At 53.8% G+C, this 17,586-nt stretch carries 16 protein-coding genes and 5 tRNA genes; 7 read left to right on the top strand and 14 right to left on the bottom strand.

Annotation, left to right across the window (positions count from 1 at the left end; genetic code table 11):
- The coding region (locus G7Y44_RS06960) for a hypothetical protein (protein ID WP_206214424.1) at positions 1 to 223 on the bottom strand (223 nt) is incomplete at its 3' end.
- Positions 224 to 392: 169 nt separating this feature from the next.
- Positions 393 to 563: a hypothetical protein gene (locus tag G7Y44_RS06965; RefSeq protein ID WP_165248622.1), complete on the bottom strand. Its 171-nt coding sequence runs from the start codon at positions 561 to 563 to the stop codon at positions 393 to 395.
- A gap of 194 nt (positions 564 to 757) precedes the next feature.
- Here G7Y44_RS06965 and G7Y44_RS06970 point away from each other — a divergent pair.
- From G7Y44_RS06970 to G7Y44_RS06990, 5 genes are all read left to right on the top strand, one after another.
- Positions 758 to 843: transfer RNA gene (locus G7Y44_RS06970), tRNA-Leu, on the top strand.
- A gap of 41 nt (positions 844 to 884) precedes the next feature.
- On the top strand, positions 885 to 2,126 hold the full coding sequence (sstT, locus tag G7Y44_RS06975; RefSeq protein WP_165046275.1) for a serine/threonine transporter SstT: 1,242 nt from the start codon (positions 885 to 887) through the stop codon (positions 2,124 to 2,126).
- 57 nt (positions 2,127 to 2,183) lie between these two features.
- Positions 2,184 to 2,260: transfer RNA gene (locus tag G7Y44_RS06980), tRNA-His, on the top strand.
- 96 nt (positions 2,261 to 2,356) lie between these two features.
- Positions 2,357 to 2,432, top strand: a tRNA-Lys gene (locus tag G7Y44_RS06985).
- A gap of 122 nt (positions 2,433 to 2,554) precedes the next feature.
- Positions 2,555 to 4,582, top strand: a complete 2,028-nt coding sequence (locus G7Y44_RS06990) for a cation:proton antiporter (protein WP_165248624.1) — start codon at positions 2,555 to 2,557, stop codon at positions 4,580 to 4,582.
- Between the two features lie 139 nt (positions 4,583 to 4,721).
- Here the strand turns inward: G7Y44_RS06990 and argS are convergent, their stop codons facing one another.
- The 5 genes from argS to G7Y44_RS07015 all read right to left on the bottom strand — a co-directional run bounded on the left by argS (position 4,722) and on the right by G7Y44_RS07015 (position 10,643).
- The gene (gene argS, locus G7Y44_RS06995) at positions 4,722 to 6,437 is read right to left on the bottom strand and encodes an arginine--tRNA ligase (protein WP_165248626.1); all 1,716 of its coding nucleotides are present in this window, start codon (positions 6,435 to 6,437) and stop codon (positions 4,722 to 4,724) included.
- 175 nt (positions 6,438 to 6,612) lie between these two features.
- Positions 6,613 to 7,569, bottom strand: coding sequence for a carbamate kinase (arcC, locus tag G7Y44_RS07000; RefSeq protein ID WP_165046272.1), 957 nt, complete (start codon positions 7,567 to 7,569; stop codon positions 6,613 to 6,615).
- Between the two features lie 86 nt (positions 7,570 to 7,655).
- On the bottom strand, positions 7,656 to 8,651 hold the full coding sequence (gene argF / locus G7Y44_RS07005; protein WP_165046271.1) for an ornithine carbamoyltransferase: 996 nt from the start codon (positions 8,649 to 8,651) through the stop codon (positions 7,656 to 7,658).
- Positions 8,652 to 8,781: 130 nt separating this feature from the next.
- Positions 8,782 to 10,020 carry an arginine deiminase gene (arcA, locus tag G7Y44_RS07010; protein WP_165046270.1) on the bottom strand — a complete coding sequence of 413 codons (1,239 nt, stop codon included), beginning with the start codon at positions 10,018 to 10,020 and terminating at the stop codon, positions 8,782 to 8,784.
- A 547-nt stretch (positions 10,021 to 10,567) separates the two neighbouring features.
- Positions 10,568 to 10,643: transfer RNA gene (locus G7Y44_RS07015), tRNA-Arg, on the bottom strand.
- An 84-nt stretch (positions 10,644 to 10,727) separates the two neighbouring features.
- On the opposite strand from G7Y44_RS07015, the gene G7Y44_RS07020 reads away from it, so the two are divergent.
- Positions 10,728 to 10,804: transfer RNA gene (locus G7Y44_RS07020), tRNA-Pro, on the top strand.
- Between the two features lie 85 nt (positions 10,805 to 10,889).
- Here G7Y44_RS07020 and G7Y44_RS07025 read toward each other — a convergent pair.
- The 6 genes from G7Y44_RS07025 to G7Y44_RS07050 form a co-directional block, all read right to left on the bottom strand.
- Positions 10,890 to 11,933 (bottom strand): GGDEF domain-containing protein, encoded by a 1,044-nt coding sequence (locus G7Y44_RS07025; RefSeq protein ID WP_165248628.1) that lies wholly within the window; start codon positions 11,931 to 11,933, stop codon positions 10,890 to 10,892.
- A 467-nt stretch (positions 11,934 to 12,400) separates the two neighbouring features.
- The gene (locus tag G7Y44_RS07030) at positions 12,401 to 12,637 is read right to left on the bottom strand and encodes a hypothetical protein (RefSeq protein ID WP_165248630.1); all 237 of its coding nucleotides are present in this window, start codon (positions 12,635 to 12,637) and stop codon (positions 12,401 to 12,403) included.
- Complete coding sequence (locus G7Y44_RS07035; protein WP_165248632.1) at positions 12,627 to 13,184, bottom strand: DUF3990 domain-containing protein; 558 nt, start codon at positions 13,182 to 13,184, stop codon at positions 12,627 to 12,629. The genes G7Y44_RS07030 and G7Y44_RS07035 overlap by 11 nt, the downstream gene beginning before the upstream one ends.
- Positions 13,172 to 13,402 carry a DUF3791 domain-containing protein gene (locus G7Y44_RS07040; protein WP_165248634.1) on the bottom strand — a complete coding sequence of 77 codons (231 nt, stop codon included), beginning with the start codon at positions 13,400 to 13,402 and terminating at the stop codon, positions 13,172 to 13,174. Before G7Y44_RS07040 ends, G7Y44_RS07035 begins: the two co-directional genes overlap by 13 nt.
- Positions 13,403 to 13,605: 203 nt before the next feature.
- Positions 13,606 to 14,109 (bottom strand): hypothetical protein, encoded by a 504-nt coding sequence (locus tag G7Y44_RS07045; protein ID WP_206214425.1) that lies wholly within the window; start codon positions 14,107 to 14,109, stop codon positions 13,606 to 13,608.
- Positions 14,106 to 14,759 (bottom strand): TetR/AcrR family transcriptional regulator, encoded by a 654-nt coding sequence (locus G7Y44_RS07050; RefSeq protein WP_165248636.1) that lies wholly within the window; start codon positions 14,757 to 14,759, stop codon positions 14,106 to 14,108. Before G7Y44_RS07050 ends, G7Y44_RS07045 begins: the two co-directional genes overlap by 4 nt.
- 272 nt (positions 14,760 to 15,031) lie before the next feature.
- Between G7Y44_RS07050 and G7Y44_RS07055 the strand changes: the two genes are divergently transcribed.
- The gene (locus tag G7Y44_RS07055) at positions 15,032 to 15,838 is read left to right on the top strand and encodes a MerR family transcriptional regulator (protein ID WP_165248638.1); all 807 of its coding nucleotides are present in this window, start codon (positions 15,032 to 15,034) and stop codon (positions 15,836 to 15,838) included.
- 87 nt (positions 15,839 to 15,925) lie between these two features.
- Here G7Y44_RS07055 and G7Y44_RS07060 read toward each other — a convergent pair whose 3' ends face one another.
- Positions 15,926 to 17,569, bottom strand: a complete 1,644-nt coding sequence (locus G7Y44_RS07060) for an FAD-dependent oxidoreductase (protein WP_165248640.1) — start codon at positions 17,567 to 17,569, stop codon at positions 15,926 to 15,928.
- Positions 17,570 to 17,586: the final 17 nt, after the last annotated feature.

Genomic DNA, 17,586 nt, shown 5'->3' on the forward strand with positions numbered 1-17,586 from the left:
TTGAGGCAGCCTTTTTAGCTTTACGCTCAGCATTCATCGCGTCAACTTCGGCCTTAAAGTGGGCAATAGGGTCAGCAATGCCTGATTCGCGCAGTTCGTGCTCATATCCGAGTGCTCTCACAGAGCTGTTAACCGTGTGCCCGCGTCCGGCATCCCAGTGGCTTTCGTATATCTGTAAATAGAGTCCTTTTTTGTTCTTGGACTTCTTCAAGAAATACGCCATCGCTCGCCCTTTCTTCATAACTGCAACGCTTCTATTATAACTCCATAGCACCATATAGAAAACCCTTTTGAAGTATTTTGTCAATCCTCCACAGAATATACAAAAAGACCAGCTCATTGGCTGGTTTTTACAGATAAGCGTATGTCGAAAATCCTAAAGAATTCTGGTGTCAAATCCTAAAGACGGGCATGGATTTGTCGATAAACACCGAGTTTTCCACCACCGTGATGAAGTTGCTGTTGCCAATAGGCAGCATCTTACGTCCTGTCAAATCGGATATACGCACGTTGCCCTTTCGGAAAACGCCGTTCTCGTAGACACCCGCTGTCTGTCCTGCCATAGAAGCCACCTTCGCCACGAAAACCCCACTACGTCACAAGCTCAATTATATGTCATCGCGCCTAAGTTCCCCAACGTAGTAACACGTCTATCGCCCCGTTTTGCCATTCGGATGCACTATTACAGGCACAATTCTCGCTAATCTGCTATCATGCGAATCGCCGCTTTAAACTAGGGTGGCGATTCGGCTTTTGTGCGGGCGTGGCGGAATTGGCAGACGCGCCAGATTTAGGTTCTGGTGGGCAACCCCCGTGAAGGTTCAAGTCCTTTCGCCCGCACCATATTCAATCAACCCACACATCGGAACTGAAAGGAAGTGCCCATGGAAGCGTTAAAGGGCATCGGTAAGGCTTGGGGATCAATCAGCCTTGTAAAGAGAATTGTTATCGGCTTAGTCATTGGCATCGTGCTTGCCATAGCTGTACCTGGTCTTTCGGTTGTATCTTTACTAGGAACCCTCTTCGTGTCGGCATTGAAGAGTATCGCGCCGGTGCTCGTGTTCTTCTTGGTCATCAGCGCACTCGCAAATGCGAAGACAGCAGGCTCCATGAAAACCGTCGTGCTGCTTTACGCGGCCAGCACCTTCATCGCCGCGCTCGTGGCAGTGCTGGCAAGCATGGTGTTCCCTGTTGACATCACACTAACGGCCGCCGTCGAACAAGACTCACCGTCGGGTATCGGCGAGGTGTTAACCACACTAGTATCAAACGCCGTAGCGAACCCCGTTGACGCGCTTCTGAACGCGAATTATCTGGGCATCCTCGTGTGGGCTATCGTGTTGGGTATCGCGTTGCGTGCGGCAAAGCAGCAGACGAAAGACGTGTTCACCAGTATCTCCGACGCCGTTGCTACCGTGGTTCGCTGGATCATTGCCTGCGCTCCGTTTGGTATCATGGGTCTCGTGTACACCTCGGTATCGGAAAACGGTCTCGAGATCTTTACGGAATATGGGCAGCTACTTATCATCTTGGTCGGCTGCATGCTGTTCATTGCGTTAGTAACCAATCCGCTGCTGTCATTTATCACCATGCGCAAGAACCCCTATCCACTCGTACTGCGCTGTCTGAAGGATAGCGGCATCACAGCGTTTTTCACCCGCAGCTCTGCGGCGAACATTCCAGTAAACCTGGAGCTGTGCCGCAAACTCGGCCTTGACAAGGATAATTACTCGGTATCAATTCCACTTGGTGCCACCATCAACATGGCCGGCGCTGCAGTAACCATCACCGTTATGACCATGGCCGCCGCACACACCGTTGGCGTGAGTGTCGACATTCCCACCGCTGTTATTTTGAGCGCCTTAGCTGCAGTATCAGCATGCGGCGCATCGGGTGTGGCCGGCGGATCACTGCTGCTCATCCCCTTGGCGTGCTCGCTGTTTGGCATCGGAAACGACATTGCCATGCAGGTAGTTGCTATCGGCTTTATCATCGGCGTGATTCAAGACTCGCTGGAAACGGCCATCAACTCTTCTTCCGACGCCTTGTTCACGGCTTCCGCCGAGTACCGCGTATGGGCAAAAGAAGGCCGTCAATTCCAGCCTGGCAAAGACGTTGAAAAATAACGGGATTTGCTCTTGCATCGAACGAGCATTATCTCTATAATTTCGCCTTGCGCCTTGGTGGGTATAGTTCAGTTGGCTAGAACGCCAGATTGTGGCTCTGGAGGTCGTCGGTTCGAGTCCGATTACCCACCCCAGCGCAGTTTGAAAACGCTTAGAGATTTTACTTGCATCGCTCGTTCAGATGCACTAGAATAGTCGGGCGCTTGAAGCAGTTTGACATATTTTGAAACGGATCGTTAGCTTAGTTGGTAGAGCAGGGGACTCTTAATCCCAAGGTCCGGGGTTCGAGTCCCCGACGATCCACCATCGACCTTAAAGCTTCCTTTTGGGAGCTTTTTTCATTTTTGTAACCCTTACTCAACTCTCGCAAGAAACCGAGTGAATCGTACGGTACACTAACGGCGAAACCTACGATTCGGAGTGCTTGCATGGAAACATTACTCTTGGCGCTGCTGCTTCTCGCGGCAGTCTTAGTGTCGGCTGTTCTCGATCAGATCATACCGAAGATATCGCTACCCTTGGTACAGATTGCCATCGGCGTAGTGATCGCGTTATTTATGTCGGGAGAAATCAACATCAAACTCGACCCCGAGTTGTTCCTCGTGCTGTTTATTGCCCCTTTGCTCTACGACGAGACGAAATCGGCCGACGTCGCCACACTCTGGAGACTGAAGAAGCCAATCCTTTCGTTGGCTATCGGACTGGTGTTGGTGACCGCACTTATCATCGGCTTTGCAGTGAATGCACTGATCCCTTCTATCCCCCTTGCTGCCGCCATCGCACTGGGTGCAGCACTTGGCCCCACCGACGCCGTTGCCGTGTCGTCGCTTTCTAAAGTGGTTGCCATCCCCGACCGCCAGAAACGCATACTACAAGGCGAGCTGCTGCTCAACGACGCCAGCGGCATCGTCTCATTCCAGTTCGCCATTGCTGCGGTAAGTACTGGAGCCTTTTCACTGATGCATGCTACCGGCGACTTCTTGTTAGAGTTCTGTGGCGGGCTTGTGCTCGGAGCGCTGCTGGGATTGCTGGGCAAGCTATTACTGGGGCGTGCTGCGCGCATCGGCGTTGACAACACCACCTTCCATACACTGTTTGACCTGTCCACCCCCTTCATCATCTACCTATTCGCCGACCACATTGGCGTCAGCGGTGTTATCGCCGTCGTTACGGCCGGCCTTATGAGCATCACCTCAACCAATGACGCAGGCCCTGCGGTATCTAAGATGAACATCGTGTCGAGCAGTGTATGGAAGGTACTTGCCTTCGCCTTGAATGGTGTCGTGTTCGTACTTTTGGGTACACAGCTGCCGCGAGCCATGCAACGCACATGGGATGACGTAACCATCAGTAACGTTTCACTCATCCTGTACGTTGCACTCATCACGATCATTCTGTTGGGAATTCGCTTCATCTGGACAGCGGCTATGGAGCTTTTGCGCTGGCGGAAGGAAGGACGCACTCGCAACGTCAAGCTGCCGCTGCGTGACGCACTTATTACCACGCTATCGGGAGCAAAGGGAACCATCACGCTATCGATCCTCTTCTCTATCCCGTTCTACGTGTCGACAAATCCGGTGATGCTCTTCCCGCAGAGAAACCTTATTATCTTTTTGGCGTGTGGTGTCATCCTGTGCACGCTGCTTATATCAACGTTTGTAGTGCCCCTTATCGCACCAAAACCGAAGCAGCCCGATACCGAAGTGGTTGAACAGGAAACAAAGTTAGTCGTCGACATGCTCGGCGCTGTTATGGCTGAACTAACAGCGCTTCAAACCGCCGAGAACCGTATTGCTGTACAAAAGGCCACAAGCTCCTATCGGACACGCATCGCCAAGCTGGTAAGCGAGCATGGCCTCGAAGAGGACAGCGATCCGACGCTGAAGATCATGGCGCTGCATTGGCAACGCGAGAAGGTTGAGGAAATGCTCAACCAAGATGAAACCGATCCGGGAACCGCACGGCGCTACCTCGACCGCTTGGCAGAGGCAGAAGTGCTGCTCGCCGACGCAAGCTTGGTGCAAGCACTCGACAGCGCATGGCGGCGCAGTCGCCTGCTCTCAAAGCAGGTAACGCAAGCTATCGGCCATCATATCCCCGCACTTACCGACGAGCAAAAGCAAGACGCATGGCGCCACGTGCAGATTGAAGCGCACAAGTACGCGCTTGAACACCTGACCGAGCTCTTATCGGATCCACACTACCCGAGCGGCGAAGTGAGTGACCTTGTTATGCAGTACCAACACACCTGCAACGTATTCAGCGCAACCCCACCGTCGCTTACCGCCATTGCGCGCGCCGACAACGATGCCGCTACCTTCTTGCTAATGGGGTATCAGATGGAACTCGAGCGCATTCAAGAGCTATATGAAGACGAGCTTATAACGCGCGATACAGCAAAGCGCCTGCGCAACAATGTTGCCCTTATGCGCATGGACTCCGAAGGGGTAATTTAATAACAATCACGATGCTACGTCATTCGTAACACCACACGACGGAACTGCAAGGCTTATGCAAAAAGGGGAGGGAAGCAGCCGAGGCCTTCCCTCCCCTTGCAGTCTTGCGACTTCCCTCTTCCCTACTTTTACCCGACTCCTACATGCGCTCAGGAGCGCTTACACCCAGCAACTCAAGCGTGAGCGCTAACACGATGCGTGTTGCATCGGCCAGCGCCAAGCGCGCTGCCTGAACATCGTCAGCTTCACCGATAATGTGGCAATTCGTGTAGAACTGATGGAACAAGCCAGCAAGTTCCTGCGCGTAATGTGTTAAACGGAAGGGTGCACGATCACGCGCTGCGGCGGCCACCACGTCTTGGAAGTCGGCCATTTTACGCATCAACGCAAGCTCAGCATCGTGCGTGAGCGGCGAGAGATCAATTTCAGCAGGTATCACTTGTACGGCGAGTTCAGCAACACCAGGAGCGTTGTCAGTTCCCTTTACACCTGCCGCCTTGCGCAGGATTGAGCAAATGCGTGCATGAGCATACTGCACGTAGTAGACCGGATTCGATGCGTCCTTCTTCTTTGCCACCTCGATATCAAAATCTATGGGCTGGTCAGACGAGCGCGACAACATAAGGTAGCGCGTGGCGTCAACACCCACTTCATCGATAAGTTCCTCAAGTGTGACCATTTCGCCCGTGCGCTTCGACATGCGCACTGCCTCGCCATCGCGGTACAAGTTCACCAATTGACCAAGCACCACCTCAAGCGCGCCAGGCCACCCCCACGCCTCAAGCATGCACTCACAACGCTTGATGTAACCGTGATGGTCGGCGCCCCACAGGTCGATCAGATGATCGAAACCGCGCATCATTTTGTCGTAGTGATAGGCAACATCCGACATGAAATAGGTCATTTCGCCATTTGCCTTGATGAGCACACGGTCTTTTTCATCACCAAGCGCGGTCGAGCGGAACCACGTAGCCCCTTGGTCGGTGTATACGTAGCCTTTTTCTTCCATGGCAGCAAGCGAACGTGACACAGCGCTTTCACTCTGCTCGTTTTCCTCGTACAAACCGCGCTCACTAAACCAGCGATCGAATGTGGTGCCCAGGCGGCCAAGCACGTTTTTCTGCAGGTCGAGCATCTGCTGATAGGCAATTTCGCGGAACGCCTTCATGCGCTCTTCGTCACTCAGGGAAACGTAAGCATCGCCTTCGCGATCGATGATACCCTGTGCGATGTCAGCCACATAGCTTCCGCCATAGCACTTTTCGGGCATCTCACGGTCATAACCGAGCAGCTGCATGTAGCGTACCGACACCGAGTTGCCGAAAACATCCATCTGTGTGCCGTGGTCGTTTACGTAGAATTCCTCATACACTTCGTAGCCAGCATGGCGCATGACGCGCGCCATCGCGTCGCCCAGCGCAGCCCAGCGGCCATGACCTACGTGCAACGGACCTGTTGGGTTTGCCGACACATACTCGAGGTTGAGCTTCACCGAACCGTCCGCCAGCTCACTTTTGCCGAAATTTGCCTGGACAGCACGCGCTTCGGCAACCACGCCTTGTAAAGCAGCGGGTGCCAATCGAATGTTAATGAAGCCCGGTCCTGCGATCTCGATCGAGCTAATCATGTCGTTTTCGGGAACGTTGTCGACGATAATCTGGGCGATCTCGCGTGGATTACGCTTCGCAGCCTTCGCGCATCGCATGGCGACCGTGGAAGCCCAGTCGCCGTTCGACTCGTCGCGGGGTCGCTCAAGGGCAGCTTCCGGAATCGGGTCGAGGGCCAAAGCCTGCTTCTCAACAGCAGCTACGAGAGCCGCATGCACCAGTTGATCGATGTGTTCGCGAATCTGCATGATCCTTCTTCCTCTGAATGGCGGGCAACGTTAATGCAGTATTGTAGCATGCCACCGCAACACCGCCCTCCCCCTCTCTTATTCGCACCACGAAAAAGCGGCACAGAAAAAGCGGCACCCGCCGAAGCGAATGCCGCCTTCATAATGCTTTACCGCAAAACGAGAAACGTGCAAACTAGTCAGCAACGATAATGGTGCCGGTCTCGCCGCGCAAGCCAGCGGCCGCGCACTCGAGAGAGGTGATGAGCGCCTTGCCCTGCGGGAACTTCTCGACGTACTCGATGCAAGCCTCAACCTTGGGCAGCATGGAGCCGGGAGCAAACTGGCCCTGAGCGATGTACTCGCGAGCCTGCGAGACGGTCATCTCGGAGATCTCTTCCTGCTCGGGCGTGTTGAAGTTGATGCACACCTTCTCCACAGCCGTCAGAATGACCAACATGTCTGCGCCGAACTCGGAAGCCATCAGCGAGCTGGAGCGATCCTTGTCGATAACGGCAGGGGTGCCAACGTAGCCGTTCTCGGTCTCGAACACCGGAACACCGCCGCCGCCAGTGGAAACGACGATGTAGCCGTTGTCCACGAGGTCCTTCACAGCGTCGAACTCAACGATGCGCTTCGGGATAGGAGAAGCGACAACCTGACGCCAACCGCGGCCAGCGTCCTCCTTCACCGTGATGTTCATCTCGGCAGCCTTGGCCTTAGCAGTCTCTTCGTCCATGAACGCACCAACCGGCTTGGTGGGGTTCTGGAACGCAGGATCGTCAGCGTCGACAACCGTCTGCGTAACGATGCATGCAGACGAACGGTCGATGCCGCGCTGCTTCATGTCGTTCAAAATAGCCTGGGACAGCTGATAGCCGATATAGCCCTGGCTCATAGCGCCGGCCTCGGGGAACGGCATCTCCGGGGTCTTGCCATCGTTAGCGGAAGCGTACGCGAATGCGTTGTTGATCATGCCAACCTGGGGGCCGTTGCCATGAGAAACGATGACGTTGGTGCCTTCAGCGATCATGTCAACGATGTGCTTCGCCGTGTTCTGAACGAGCTGGAGCTGCTCCTGCGGGGTGTTGCCCAGGGCGTTGCCGCCCAAAGCGATAACGACGGACTTGCCGTCACCCTTCTGGTAACCCATTGGAATCCTCCTAATTAACAGTTCCAATCAAATAAGTAAAGAAACTCGGGTGCCCACAAGAGACACCCGAGCGAGACAAGCAAACCTTAGGACAGGGTTGCGTACATGACAGCCTTGATGGTGTGCATGCGGTTCTCAGCCTCATCAAACACCTTGGACTGCTTGGACTCGAAGACCTCGTCCTCGACCTCCATCTCGGTAACACCGAAGCGCTCAGCGATGTCGGCACCGATGGTGGTGTTGGTGTCGTGGAAGCTGGGCAGGCAGTGCAGGAAGATAGCGCTGGGGTCGGCCATGGCCATAACTTCCTTGGTCACGCGATAGGGCTCCAGCAGCTTGATACGCTCGGCCCAAACCTCGTCGGGCTCACCCATGGATACCCAAACGTCGGCGTAGATGGCATGAGCGCCCGTGCAAGCCTCGGCAACGTCCTCGGTCAGCTTAACGGTGCAGCCATTCTCAGCAGCAATAGCGGTGCAGGTGTCGATGAGCTCCTGGTCAGGCCAGTTCTCCTTCGGCGCGCAGCCGACGAAGTTCATGCCCAGCTTGGAGCAGACAACCATCAGCGAACGGGCAACGTTGTTGCGAGCGTCAGCCATGAACACCAGGGTCTTGCCCTTGATGTCGTAGTTGAAGTTCTCCTGGACGGTCATGATGTCAGCCAGCATCTGGGTGGGATGCCACATGTCGGTCAGGCCGTTCCACACAGGCACGCAAGCGCTGTTGGCCAGTTCCTCGACGTCGCTCTGAGCGAAGCCACGGAACTCAATGCCGTCATAGAAGCGAGCCAGAACGCGGGCGGTGTCCTCGATGGACTCCTTCTTGCCCATCTGGGAGCTGCCCGGATCAAGGTAGGTCACGCCCATGCCCAGATCCATGCCGCCAACCTCGAAGGCGCAGCGGGTGCGAGTGGAGGTCTTCTGGAACAGCAGCACGATGTTCTTGCCCTCAAGGTAACGATGAGGCACGCCAGCGCGCTTCATGTCCTTGAAGTTCTTGGCCAGGGTGAGCATGTACTCGATCTCCTCGGTAGTGAAGTCGAGCAACCTCAGGAAGTCACGACCACTCAAAGAAACAGGCATGTTGGTTCCTTTCTATAAAGAAGGTTATCTACTGCGGACGGCAAACCGCCCGCTCTTCTCGGCTTTTGGAGCAGGCACCTACTCCAAAAGCCGTAAAAGACAAAACTAAAAGCCACAACGGGCACGGGATTTAAAGATCCTCGCGCTCGAACGGCATGCTCATGCAGCGTGGGCCGCCACGACCACGGGACAACTCAGCAGACGGAACAACCAGAAGCTTCAGGCCTTCCTTGTCGAGCAGCTCGTTCGTAACGGTATTGCGCTGATACACACAGATGGTACCCGGAGACACGCACAGCGTGTTGGAACCGTCGTTCCACTGCTCGCGAGCAGCTGCAATGGGGTCACCGCCGCCACACGGAATCAGCTTAACGCCGTCGACACCGGTAGCGTACTCGAGGATCTTCTCCAGGGAGTCAGTGTGTTCCTTGATGCTGATCTCGCCCTCAGCGTTGCCGCGGGTGATTTCGAAGACACGCAACGTGCCCATAATTGCCGGATGGATGGTGAACTTGTCAACATCGATCTGAGTGAACACGGTGTCAAGATGCATCATGGCGCGGTTGTTGGGGATGTCGAACGCGAAGATCTTCTCGATCTCGCAGCCCTCGGACTTCCAGAAGATGTTTTGCGCGATAGCATCGATAGCTGCCGCCTGGGTGCGCTGAGAAATGCCAATGGCAAGCGCGGTGCGGGACAGGTTCAGGATGTCGCCACCTTCGATGTGGAACGTCTGACCGCGGTCGTACCACAACGGCGTGCCCTTGTACTCCGGATGATACTTAAATACGTAATCGCCGTAGAGCGTCTCGCGATTACGCGTGACGGAGTACATGCGATTTAGAGAAACACCATTGCCGATGCAGGCAAACGGGTCGCGCTGGAAGTACAGGTTGGGCATCGGGTCGATGACGAGGTCGCTGTCATCGTCGGCTCCAACCAAGCTGGCAAGCCTGCCACCCGTAACAGGAAGCTCGAGTTCGGACTTGGCAAGACCGGCCACGGTCTTATTCACGAATTCCAGGTTGTCGCTGATAGAAGCGAGCTTCTCGCGAGCGACCGCCTTGTAGGCGTCGTTGACGATGCCAGCTTCAGCGATGTACTGGTCGAGGAACTGATCACGCAGAGCGGGATCGGCGTCAAACACCTCGGCAACGAGCTTCTCAATATAGAGAATCTCAACGCCCTCTCCGCGCATGAGTTCCGCAAAACGATCGTGTTCCTGCTGAGCGACCTCCAGGAACGGAACGTCATCAAACAGCAGACGCTCCAGTTCGAACGGGGGGAGGTTCAGCAATTCGTCGCCAGGTCGATGCAGGCAAACTTTTTTGAGCTTGCCGATCTCACTGGTCACATGAATGCCACTCATTTCACCCTCCTTCTTTTTCGATTATGCACTTTTCATTACCTGCACACGAAACCCTAAGAAGCACCCGGCTTCGTGTTGATACATCTAAAATCGCATGCTTGACCCCAAAAAGCAATATGTAAAATCATTCGGTAATCGCAAAGATACAAACGGCCCGGTATCCCGCCCTTTTACACGCACTTCCCTTTTGCGGATTCATAAATTGAACATAAATGCAGCAGAGATCTGCGCTTGACTTTTACCAGAAGTCTGCGCAGATCAATACGCGAGTTTGCCTCTCGGGAGAATTACATATCAAAAGTTATGCATAAATTGAGCCTAGCATGCGTTTTCATTCTTTTCGCTTTCAAGTGACAAAAACGCGATCAGCGTAAAGAAGCACACGCTTATAACCTTACGTCAATGATCGTATATGCGTGGTACTCAATTGTTTCTTCAACGGCAATCTAACGCAATGCGATTATCCCTGCGGTTTTCCCGTACCGGTTTCCTCTTCGCGATAATGCAAACAGGCCAGTAGCTTCACGCCGCTGACCTGCTAATGAACTGGCGCGCCCAGTAGGACTCGAACCTACAACCTACGGATTAGAAGTCCGTTGCTCTATCCATTGAGCCATGGGCGCTTAGAAAACGGAGGTATTATACCGTAGAGCAGCATATTTTCGCCAGTGCTCGCCGTTTCTGCTATAATTGCGAACGCGCTTTGTCGGGGCGTGGCGCAGTTTGGTAGCGCGCCTGCTTTGGGAGCAGGATGTCGCAGGTTCAAATCCTGTCGCCCCGACCAGTAAACTCACAGGCCAGAAGCATGTTTCATCTTCTGGCCCGTTTTCTTTTGAATCTGATCGCAGGCCCAAATTGATAACCACACACTACCGGCGACGATCGAATCCAGAGCTCATGTACCATGCAGCTTTATCTTTATACATGCGCCGGTCGGCTTCTTTCTGCATTTCCTCAAGAGAGTATTCGGGGAACTCACTACGCGAAACGCATCCCGCCGAAAGGACCAAAGGACAATCCCGCTCCGTGAATGTGCATTTCCAAGTGCGCGTTTCACGAATGAGATCGGCAAGCTGATCAGATACCCGCTCGGGATCGTCGAAACTTACAACGGCGAATTCGTCGCCACCGATGCGGGAAATGGTGCTATCGGGCCCAAAAGCGTTGCGCAAAAAGTCAGCTGCGGCACAGATCATCTCATCGCCAGCCAAATGCCCAAAGGTATCGTTAATATACTTCAGCCGGTTCAGGTCGAAGATCACCAGTGAAAAGTCCTTGTTAGCACACTTCTCTAGAACCTGATTGTAATACACGCGGTTGTACAGCCCAGTCAAACCATCGTGGTAAGCTTGGCTGACGGTTTTATTCAAGTAATACTGCTTCTGAACAGCCAATACACCCATACCACCGAAAGCAGCGAAATACAGCACGGGAAAACGTGTAAGAAAGGTGGCGGTGTAGTAATCCACAACTATCTGATTCAGCGGAGTATAGAACAGTGCAATTAGAAACAACTGGAAGTACATGCTTAAAAAGAACGCAACCCGAATGCCCAAAAGACTTGGGCCGATGACAGGAACCAACAAGATCCACAAGCAGGCAAATCCTTCGTTCTCGCCCGACACAGCATAGAAAGAAAATGTGATCGCAACCATAACCGCAGCGATTGCTGCTGACGCCAAAGCTTTCTTCCGATAAGCACACAGGGCGGCAACTATGAACCCAACCATAAGCAACGAGGTGCTCACTGTCATGAGCCACCAGCCCTTCTCGATGTTCATGGCGGTAAGAATGGCGGAAATAATAGCAAGGAAACACGTGCCTAAAAGGAGCGTGCGAAGCTGTAGCTCCTTATCAGAAGCGCTTTGCAGATCCTCGAAGAGAATCTCTTTGGCGGTGTTCCACTTCGTCATCAATCATTCCTTGCTAAAACGTGACGTCAAATATTCATTGTAAGTCGCAGCGCCACAAAGTGACCAAAATAGTCAAGCAATTTCACGAATGAGAGCATTTTGTGAACCAAAGAGAGTGCCCTACGAAACTTAAGGAAACGCTGATTAATTTCGCCAGCCCCGCGCAGACGGGACGGTTTTAATCAGTTTGTGCACCTTACAGATGTGATTCCCTTACTTAGAAAGATGGGTTTTCCGCCCGAGGACACAATCGTGCAGTCGGACATCTGTACGACGCTGAAGTGCGCGATATGATTACGAGCCGCTATGAGTAGGAAGCTGCTAGTCAGTTGCCTGCGGATTTGCATCAAGAGAGCACTTGGCTTTGGGATGAGAAAATGATGACAGCGAACTAATCGCACTCATTTAATAGGAGCAGCAAGAGATCAGGATAGACAATAGGCTGTCCCTATTGTCTATCCTAGTTGTCAGCTGTTTTTTTCGCGCGTCCAAATGCCGCGTAGATAATCAGGACCTTCAGCCCATAGGCGAGTATCGTAGTCGAAGAGCATTTGATACGTGTTCGATCCAGCAAACCCGACAAGAGCTTCCGGGAAGGAATATCCCTTATCGTTCGAGAAGTCCTCAAGCATCATGCGCATAACCATAATCGCGCAGGCTTCCATTTGGGATTCAGTTAATGGTTCTCCGAAGTCAGCCTTCACAGACAGTGCTCCCTTCGAAGACAAGATGATTAATGGATTTCTTTGTCCTAAAGCAATACTGATCGGAAAGCCGATTAGGTAAAAGTGTCGACACAGCAAGTCGATCTGCCTGCGCCGTGCCCGGTTTGCCAAACGCCTCAGACAAGTAGAGCTGCAGCGTACGCGCCGTCTGATCGTTAGCGATTTTCCCAGCAATCACATCGAAGCCATCCAACTCTTCCAACAAAGAAGCGAATAAATCGCCGCGACGGTTAGCAGCGACAAAATGCAGCCATCGATCATCAGCATCTGGAAAGGTGTAGAAGAGTAGCTTTTCAGGGTGCATCAGGCGATAAACAGACACATAGCCACCACTGACTTCTTCCCCGCTTATCGCGCGGTGCTTCCGAACTGAAAGCGCCACAAAGTTTCTAGCCTGTTCATAGTCGGTGGTGAGATAGAATCCACGGCCGAAGTCTTTTCCCGAGGCGCAGCGTGCCAGATCTATGTTGCGCACCTCGGTGTAGCTACCATGGTAAAGAAGCAACCCTTCACTTAATTCTCGCATGGCAAAGCTCCCCGAACCTGAAGATATCTTTCCACATCGCCAAGCGCACATTGATAGCTGCTCACGTGAAGGAGATCGTATAGATCGTCAATATAGTCAAAAACGCCTTGGTCACGAAACAGGATGGCAACCTCCCCCGCTGGCATACGCCACGCAACTTGCGCCATGCGAAGCAGCCAGCACTGCATATCGGCAACGTCTATCTGCCGAGGCGACATATGTGTGCTCCTTCCAACGTCAAAACGATTTTCTCTCATTCTACCAGCGGAAAACGATCGAATAAACCTTCGGATCGGTTCGGCAGAACGAACACAGATCCGCACGTTTCTGCGCACTCCATCCACATGCTCGCCACATGCTCGTACGCCAAAGATCCGCGTGGTGCGTCCACAACCAGCACTTAACGGTTTATAGCATGTTGTCATGAAGCGTGCAGGCGGTCACGGTCGTGGTCGTAATCGTAGTCACAGTACGCGAAGGCGCGAGCGCTTGCAAGTAGCTGCATGACGCCCAACACCAGGTAGAACACCGAAAGCCCGTTGGGAATGAAGGCCATTTCGAAGGCGGTCCACGCGATCAGCAGCGCGCCCGCAATACAGCTCCAGACATAGGATGCCCTGCGGTTGCCACGAAATCGCAACATCAGCGCAACGACGTTCGGCACGCCGTTTACCAGCACAAGAGCAAGCCCTGGCCACAGAAAGTCACTCTTCATGAAGTCCGGCAGCGGAAGCGGATCAAGCAGCGACACCGGCATCCAGTCGTTCCACGAAAGCGGAAGAGCCCACAGCGCGCTCGCCATCATCCAAAGCCCGCACACGAGCGCACACACCCCGTCGAACCAGTTCATAAAGAGCGCGAACCCGCGTGCCATCTTATCGAGCATTGATCCCGTTTGGGAGCAGTAGACAATCGCCCTGGTCATTTACCTTTCCTTCCCTCTTCCCTCTTCCCCTTCTTTTCTTTCCGCTCGTGTGCCGCGTTGAATGCAGACAGGTGCCTTTCACAAAACTCTTTTGCATCACACGCGGGCATTTCAGAATCGATAGCCATGAGCATAGGACCATGGAACTGTTCAGCAGCAAGTTGCGCGTCACAGGGCTCGAAGATCCCAACGTCTATCAGGTGCGAGAAGATCGTCTCCTGCAGCTTGATCGGGCGCACCACAAACACCGCCTGGTACAGCTCGGCGCACCTCGTGTCGCTGTAGCGGCTGACCGCAAGCATGCGCCGGAAAAGCCGTATCCTATCGTCTCCAAAAAACGGCGCATAGCTGTTCCAGACCAGCTTTGCGAGATCGGCCCTCTTGGCCTGAGAATAGGCGTGCGGGTCGTCATCCGGACGGGCAACGGCCCCGGCGCTACGCACGCGATCTTCGACATACGCCGTCTCACGCGCTATCAGCACATCGAAGATTTCCTGCTTTCCACCGAAATGGTTATACAGCGATGCAGCTTTGACTCCCACGCCGCCGGCTATGTCGCGAACGGTCGTCGCCGTGTATCCCTTTTGGCTGAACAGCACAAATGCTTCGTCTAGTATGCGCTCCCGCGCGTCTCCGCCCACTTTTGGCACGATGACTCCTTGCTTCCGCTTGTGCACTATTGATAACTAACATTTGTTAGTATATCAGAGAACAAGGCCATGTATGGTCCTTTTTCTTTTCGATACGGGTTCTTTTTCCTGCATGATGCACATGACATAGTCAGCCTGAGAACAGCGAACGGGACAGCGGAAATCGTAGCTTGTTGTGCCGTTGCCCTCCGTAAGAGATAATCAAAAAACCTTCTTGACTCTCCCGCTACAGGAGGGATGAGACTGGTGGCATCGCGAGAGAAAGGTTGAAGATGTTTCGTATCGGCGAGTTCTCGAAGATGGCCATGACCACGGTAAAGACGCTACGCTATTACGACGAGGTGGGACTTTTGAAACCGCGTGCGGTAGACCGGTTCACGGGATACCGTCTCTACGATGCGGCGCAGCTTGTGGATCTGCACCGCATCCAGTCGCTTCGTCAGGCGGGACTTTCCATCAGCCAGATCGTCCGCATCACATCCGGAGATGATGCAGACGAAATACTGCGACAGCATTCCATGGAGCTTGAGCAGGAAATCGCCAAACGACAAGCCATGCTCTCTCGCGTCCAGTTCATTCTGAAAGAGAGTAAGGAGAGCACTATGCCCTACACAACAACGGTGAAACACATCCCCGAACAAATCATCTACCGCAAGGAATACACGATGCACACATTTGCGGACTACTTCAAGGAAATGCCGGCGCTTGGCGAAAAGCTGCGCGCAAAATACCCCGATCTCACGTGCGCCACACCCAAGTATTGCTACACGGTAAACCTCGACCGCGAGTGGCGCGAGACTGACAACCATATCCTGTACTGCGAGGCCGTAACCGAGCTGAAAGATGACTTCGACGGAATTCATTTCGAGGTGGCACCCGCACTCGACGTGGCATCGGTGATGCATCAGGGCCCTTACGAGGACATGGGACCTGCGTTCGCCCACGCACTTGAGTGGGTCGAACAGAACGGCTACGAGGTTGCCGGCGACCCCCGTACGAGCTACATCGACGGCATATGGAATAAGAACGACCCGTCTGAATGGCTAACCGAGGTGCAGATTCCCATTCGTAAAGCGTAATCATACAGGTAGTTCGTTTGGCGGGGCTGTGCCGGATTTATTCTCAGCAGCCCCGCCAGCGCATCGTTAACAGAAGCTGAAGCGATCTTAGGCAAGACAGCTGCGGGCGCTGATGCGACCAAAGGCCATGGCTTCGCCAACGTTGCCGTTACCCTGGTAGAGGTAGCCCCACACGCTGCCGAACTCGCCAGCAGCATACAGGCCGGGAATCTTCTCGCCGTTGCAGTCAAGAATTGCACCGTCGGCTGCTCGCTTCGGACCGCCGTCGGTGTTCAACATGGCTGGATTGCAGCGCTGAGCGTAGAAGGGCGGGGTGACAATGGGAGTCAGCGTGTCAGCCGGACGATAGAAGGCCATGTCAACACCACGCTCACAAAACTCGTTCCACTGTGCAACCGTGGCCACAAGCTCTTCGGCAGGTACATCCATTTGAGCGGCCAGATCCTCCAGGGTGTCGGCCTGATACAGCCAACCATCGGCTACCGGATCAGTAGTTTCAGCAGTCTCGAAGTCAAAAGCGTGCTCATAGTTTGCATTGTCGAACACGAACCAGCCGATAGAGGGCATGGGCAGATGGTTCCATTCGCCACCGAACTGCATAACACCATGACGACTGCCCACATGGCGACTCAGATCGTTGCGAGGAATACCGGCGGTATCATTGGATACGTCGAGTGATTTATGTCCATCCCAGTCCATATAGAACCGGCGGCCATTCTTACCCACGGTAATGCCATAGTTCTTAAATTTGTGACTCGTCAATGCACCGTTCGAGAACGTGGTATTCTCCAGGTTGCGCCCAGCCATCCAGAATCCGGCAGCGTTGTGCATGTGCCAGAAATCGGCACCGTGACGTGCGCAGATTTTGTGCCCGTCACCGGTATTGCCAGTCATGGCGAAAGAGATGGCACTGCCTACGCCGCAGAATCCCTCAAGGAACTCTTCGTTATGTTCGTAGCCACCGCAACACATAACCACACCTTTGTTTGCCTTGATAGCCTTGCCGTCAGCGATGACCCCGATCACGCGACCATCAGAATCACGAACTAAGTCCTCAAGCGGCGAATTGAAGCGCATCTCGACGCCTTCGGCGTAGTCGTTCTGGCACACATGAGTAAGGAAGTTGTGTAGGTGGTTGTAGGGAGGCTGAGCTTTATCGTCGAAGCTATATTCCGGTGCCACCGCGCTTGCGAACTCGCGATACTCGGCCTTGTCCAAATCTTCCATGAGCGTGCGCTTGGTGTCGAGCATATCCATGGTGGCTCCAAGGGAGAGCACCCACTCAAGGTTTTCGTTGATGCCTGTCGCAAAAGCCTCCAGTACATCATCGGGAATCGTCTGACCTGTGGCGGTGGTGGCCATATCTTTCAGGTACTGAACGGGATACTCGTGCTCGTCGTCGCACCCAAGGAAGTCGCCCGCACACACCGGTGAGCAGCCCGCAGCGGTTCCTTCTTTCTCGATGAGAAGACAGCTGGCACCGTTACCCTCACGCGCCACCGTAATAGCAGCGCTCACGCCGGCAATGCCCGCACCTATGACAACTACGTCGTATTCCTCGGCGAATTCCACATCGCTTACACCCGCGGCTCCCGTGCCAGAAGGATTGTTGCTCTTGGGCTTCGGCGCGCAACCTGTAAGAGCCATAACACCTCCCATAGTAGCCAAACCACCCATGGTCAGAAAGCTGCGGCGCGAAATCTGATTGGTTTCTCTCTTGTTATTGTTCATGATGTCCTCCCGTTTCC

It is taken from the genome of Adlercreutzia sp. ZJ141 (assembly GCF_011038965.1).
Classification (GTDB): domain Bacteria; phylum Actinomycetota; class Coriobacteriia; order Coriobacteriales; family Eggerthellaceae; genus ZJ141.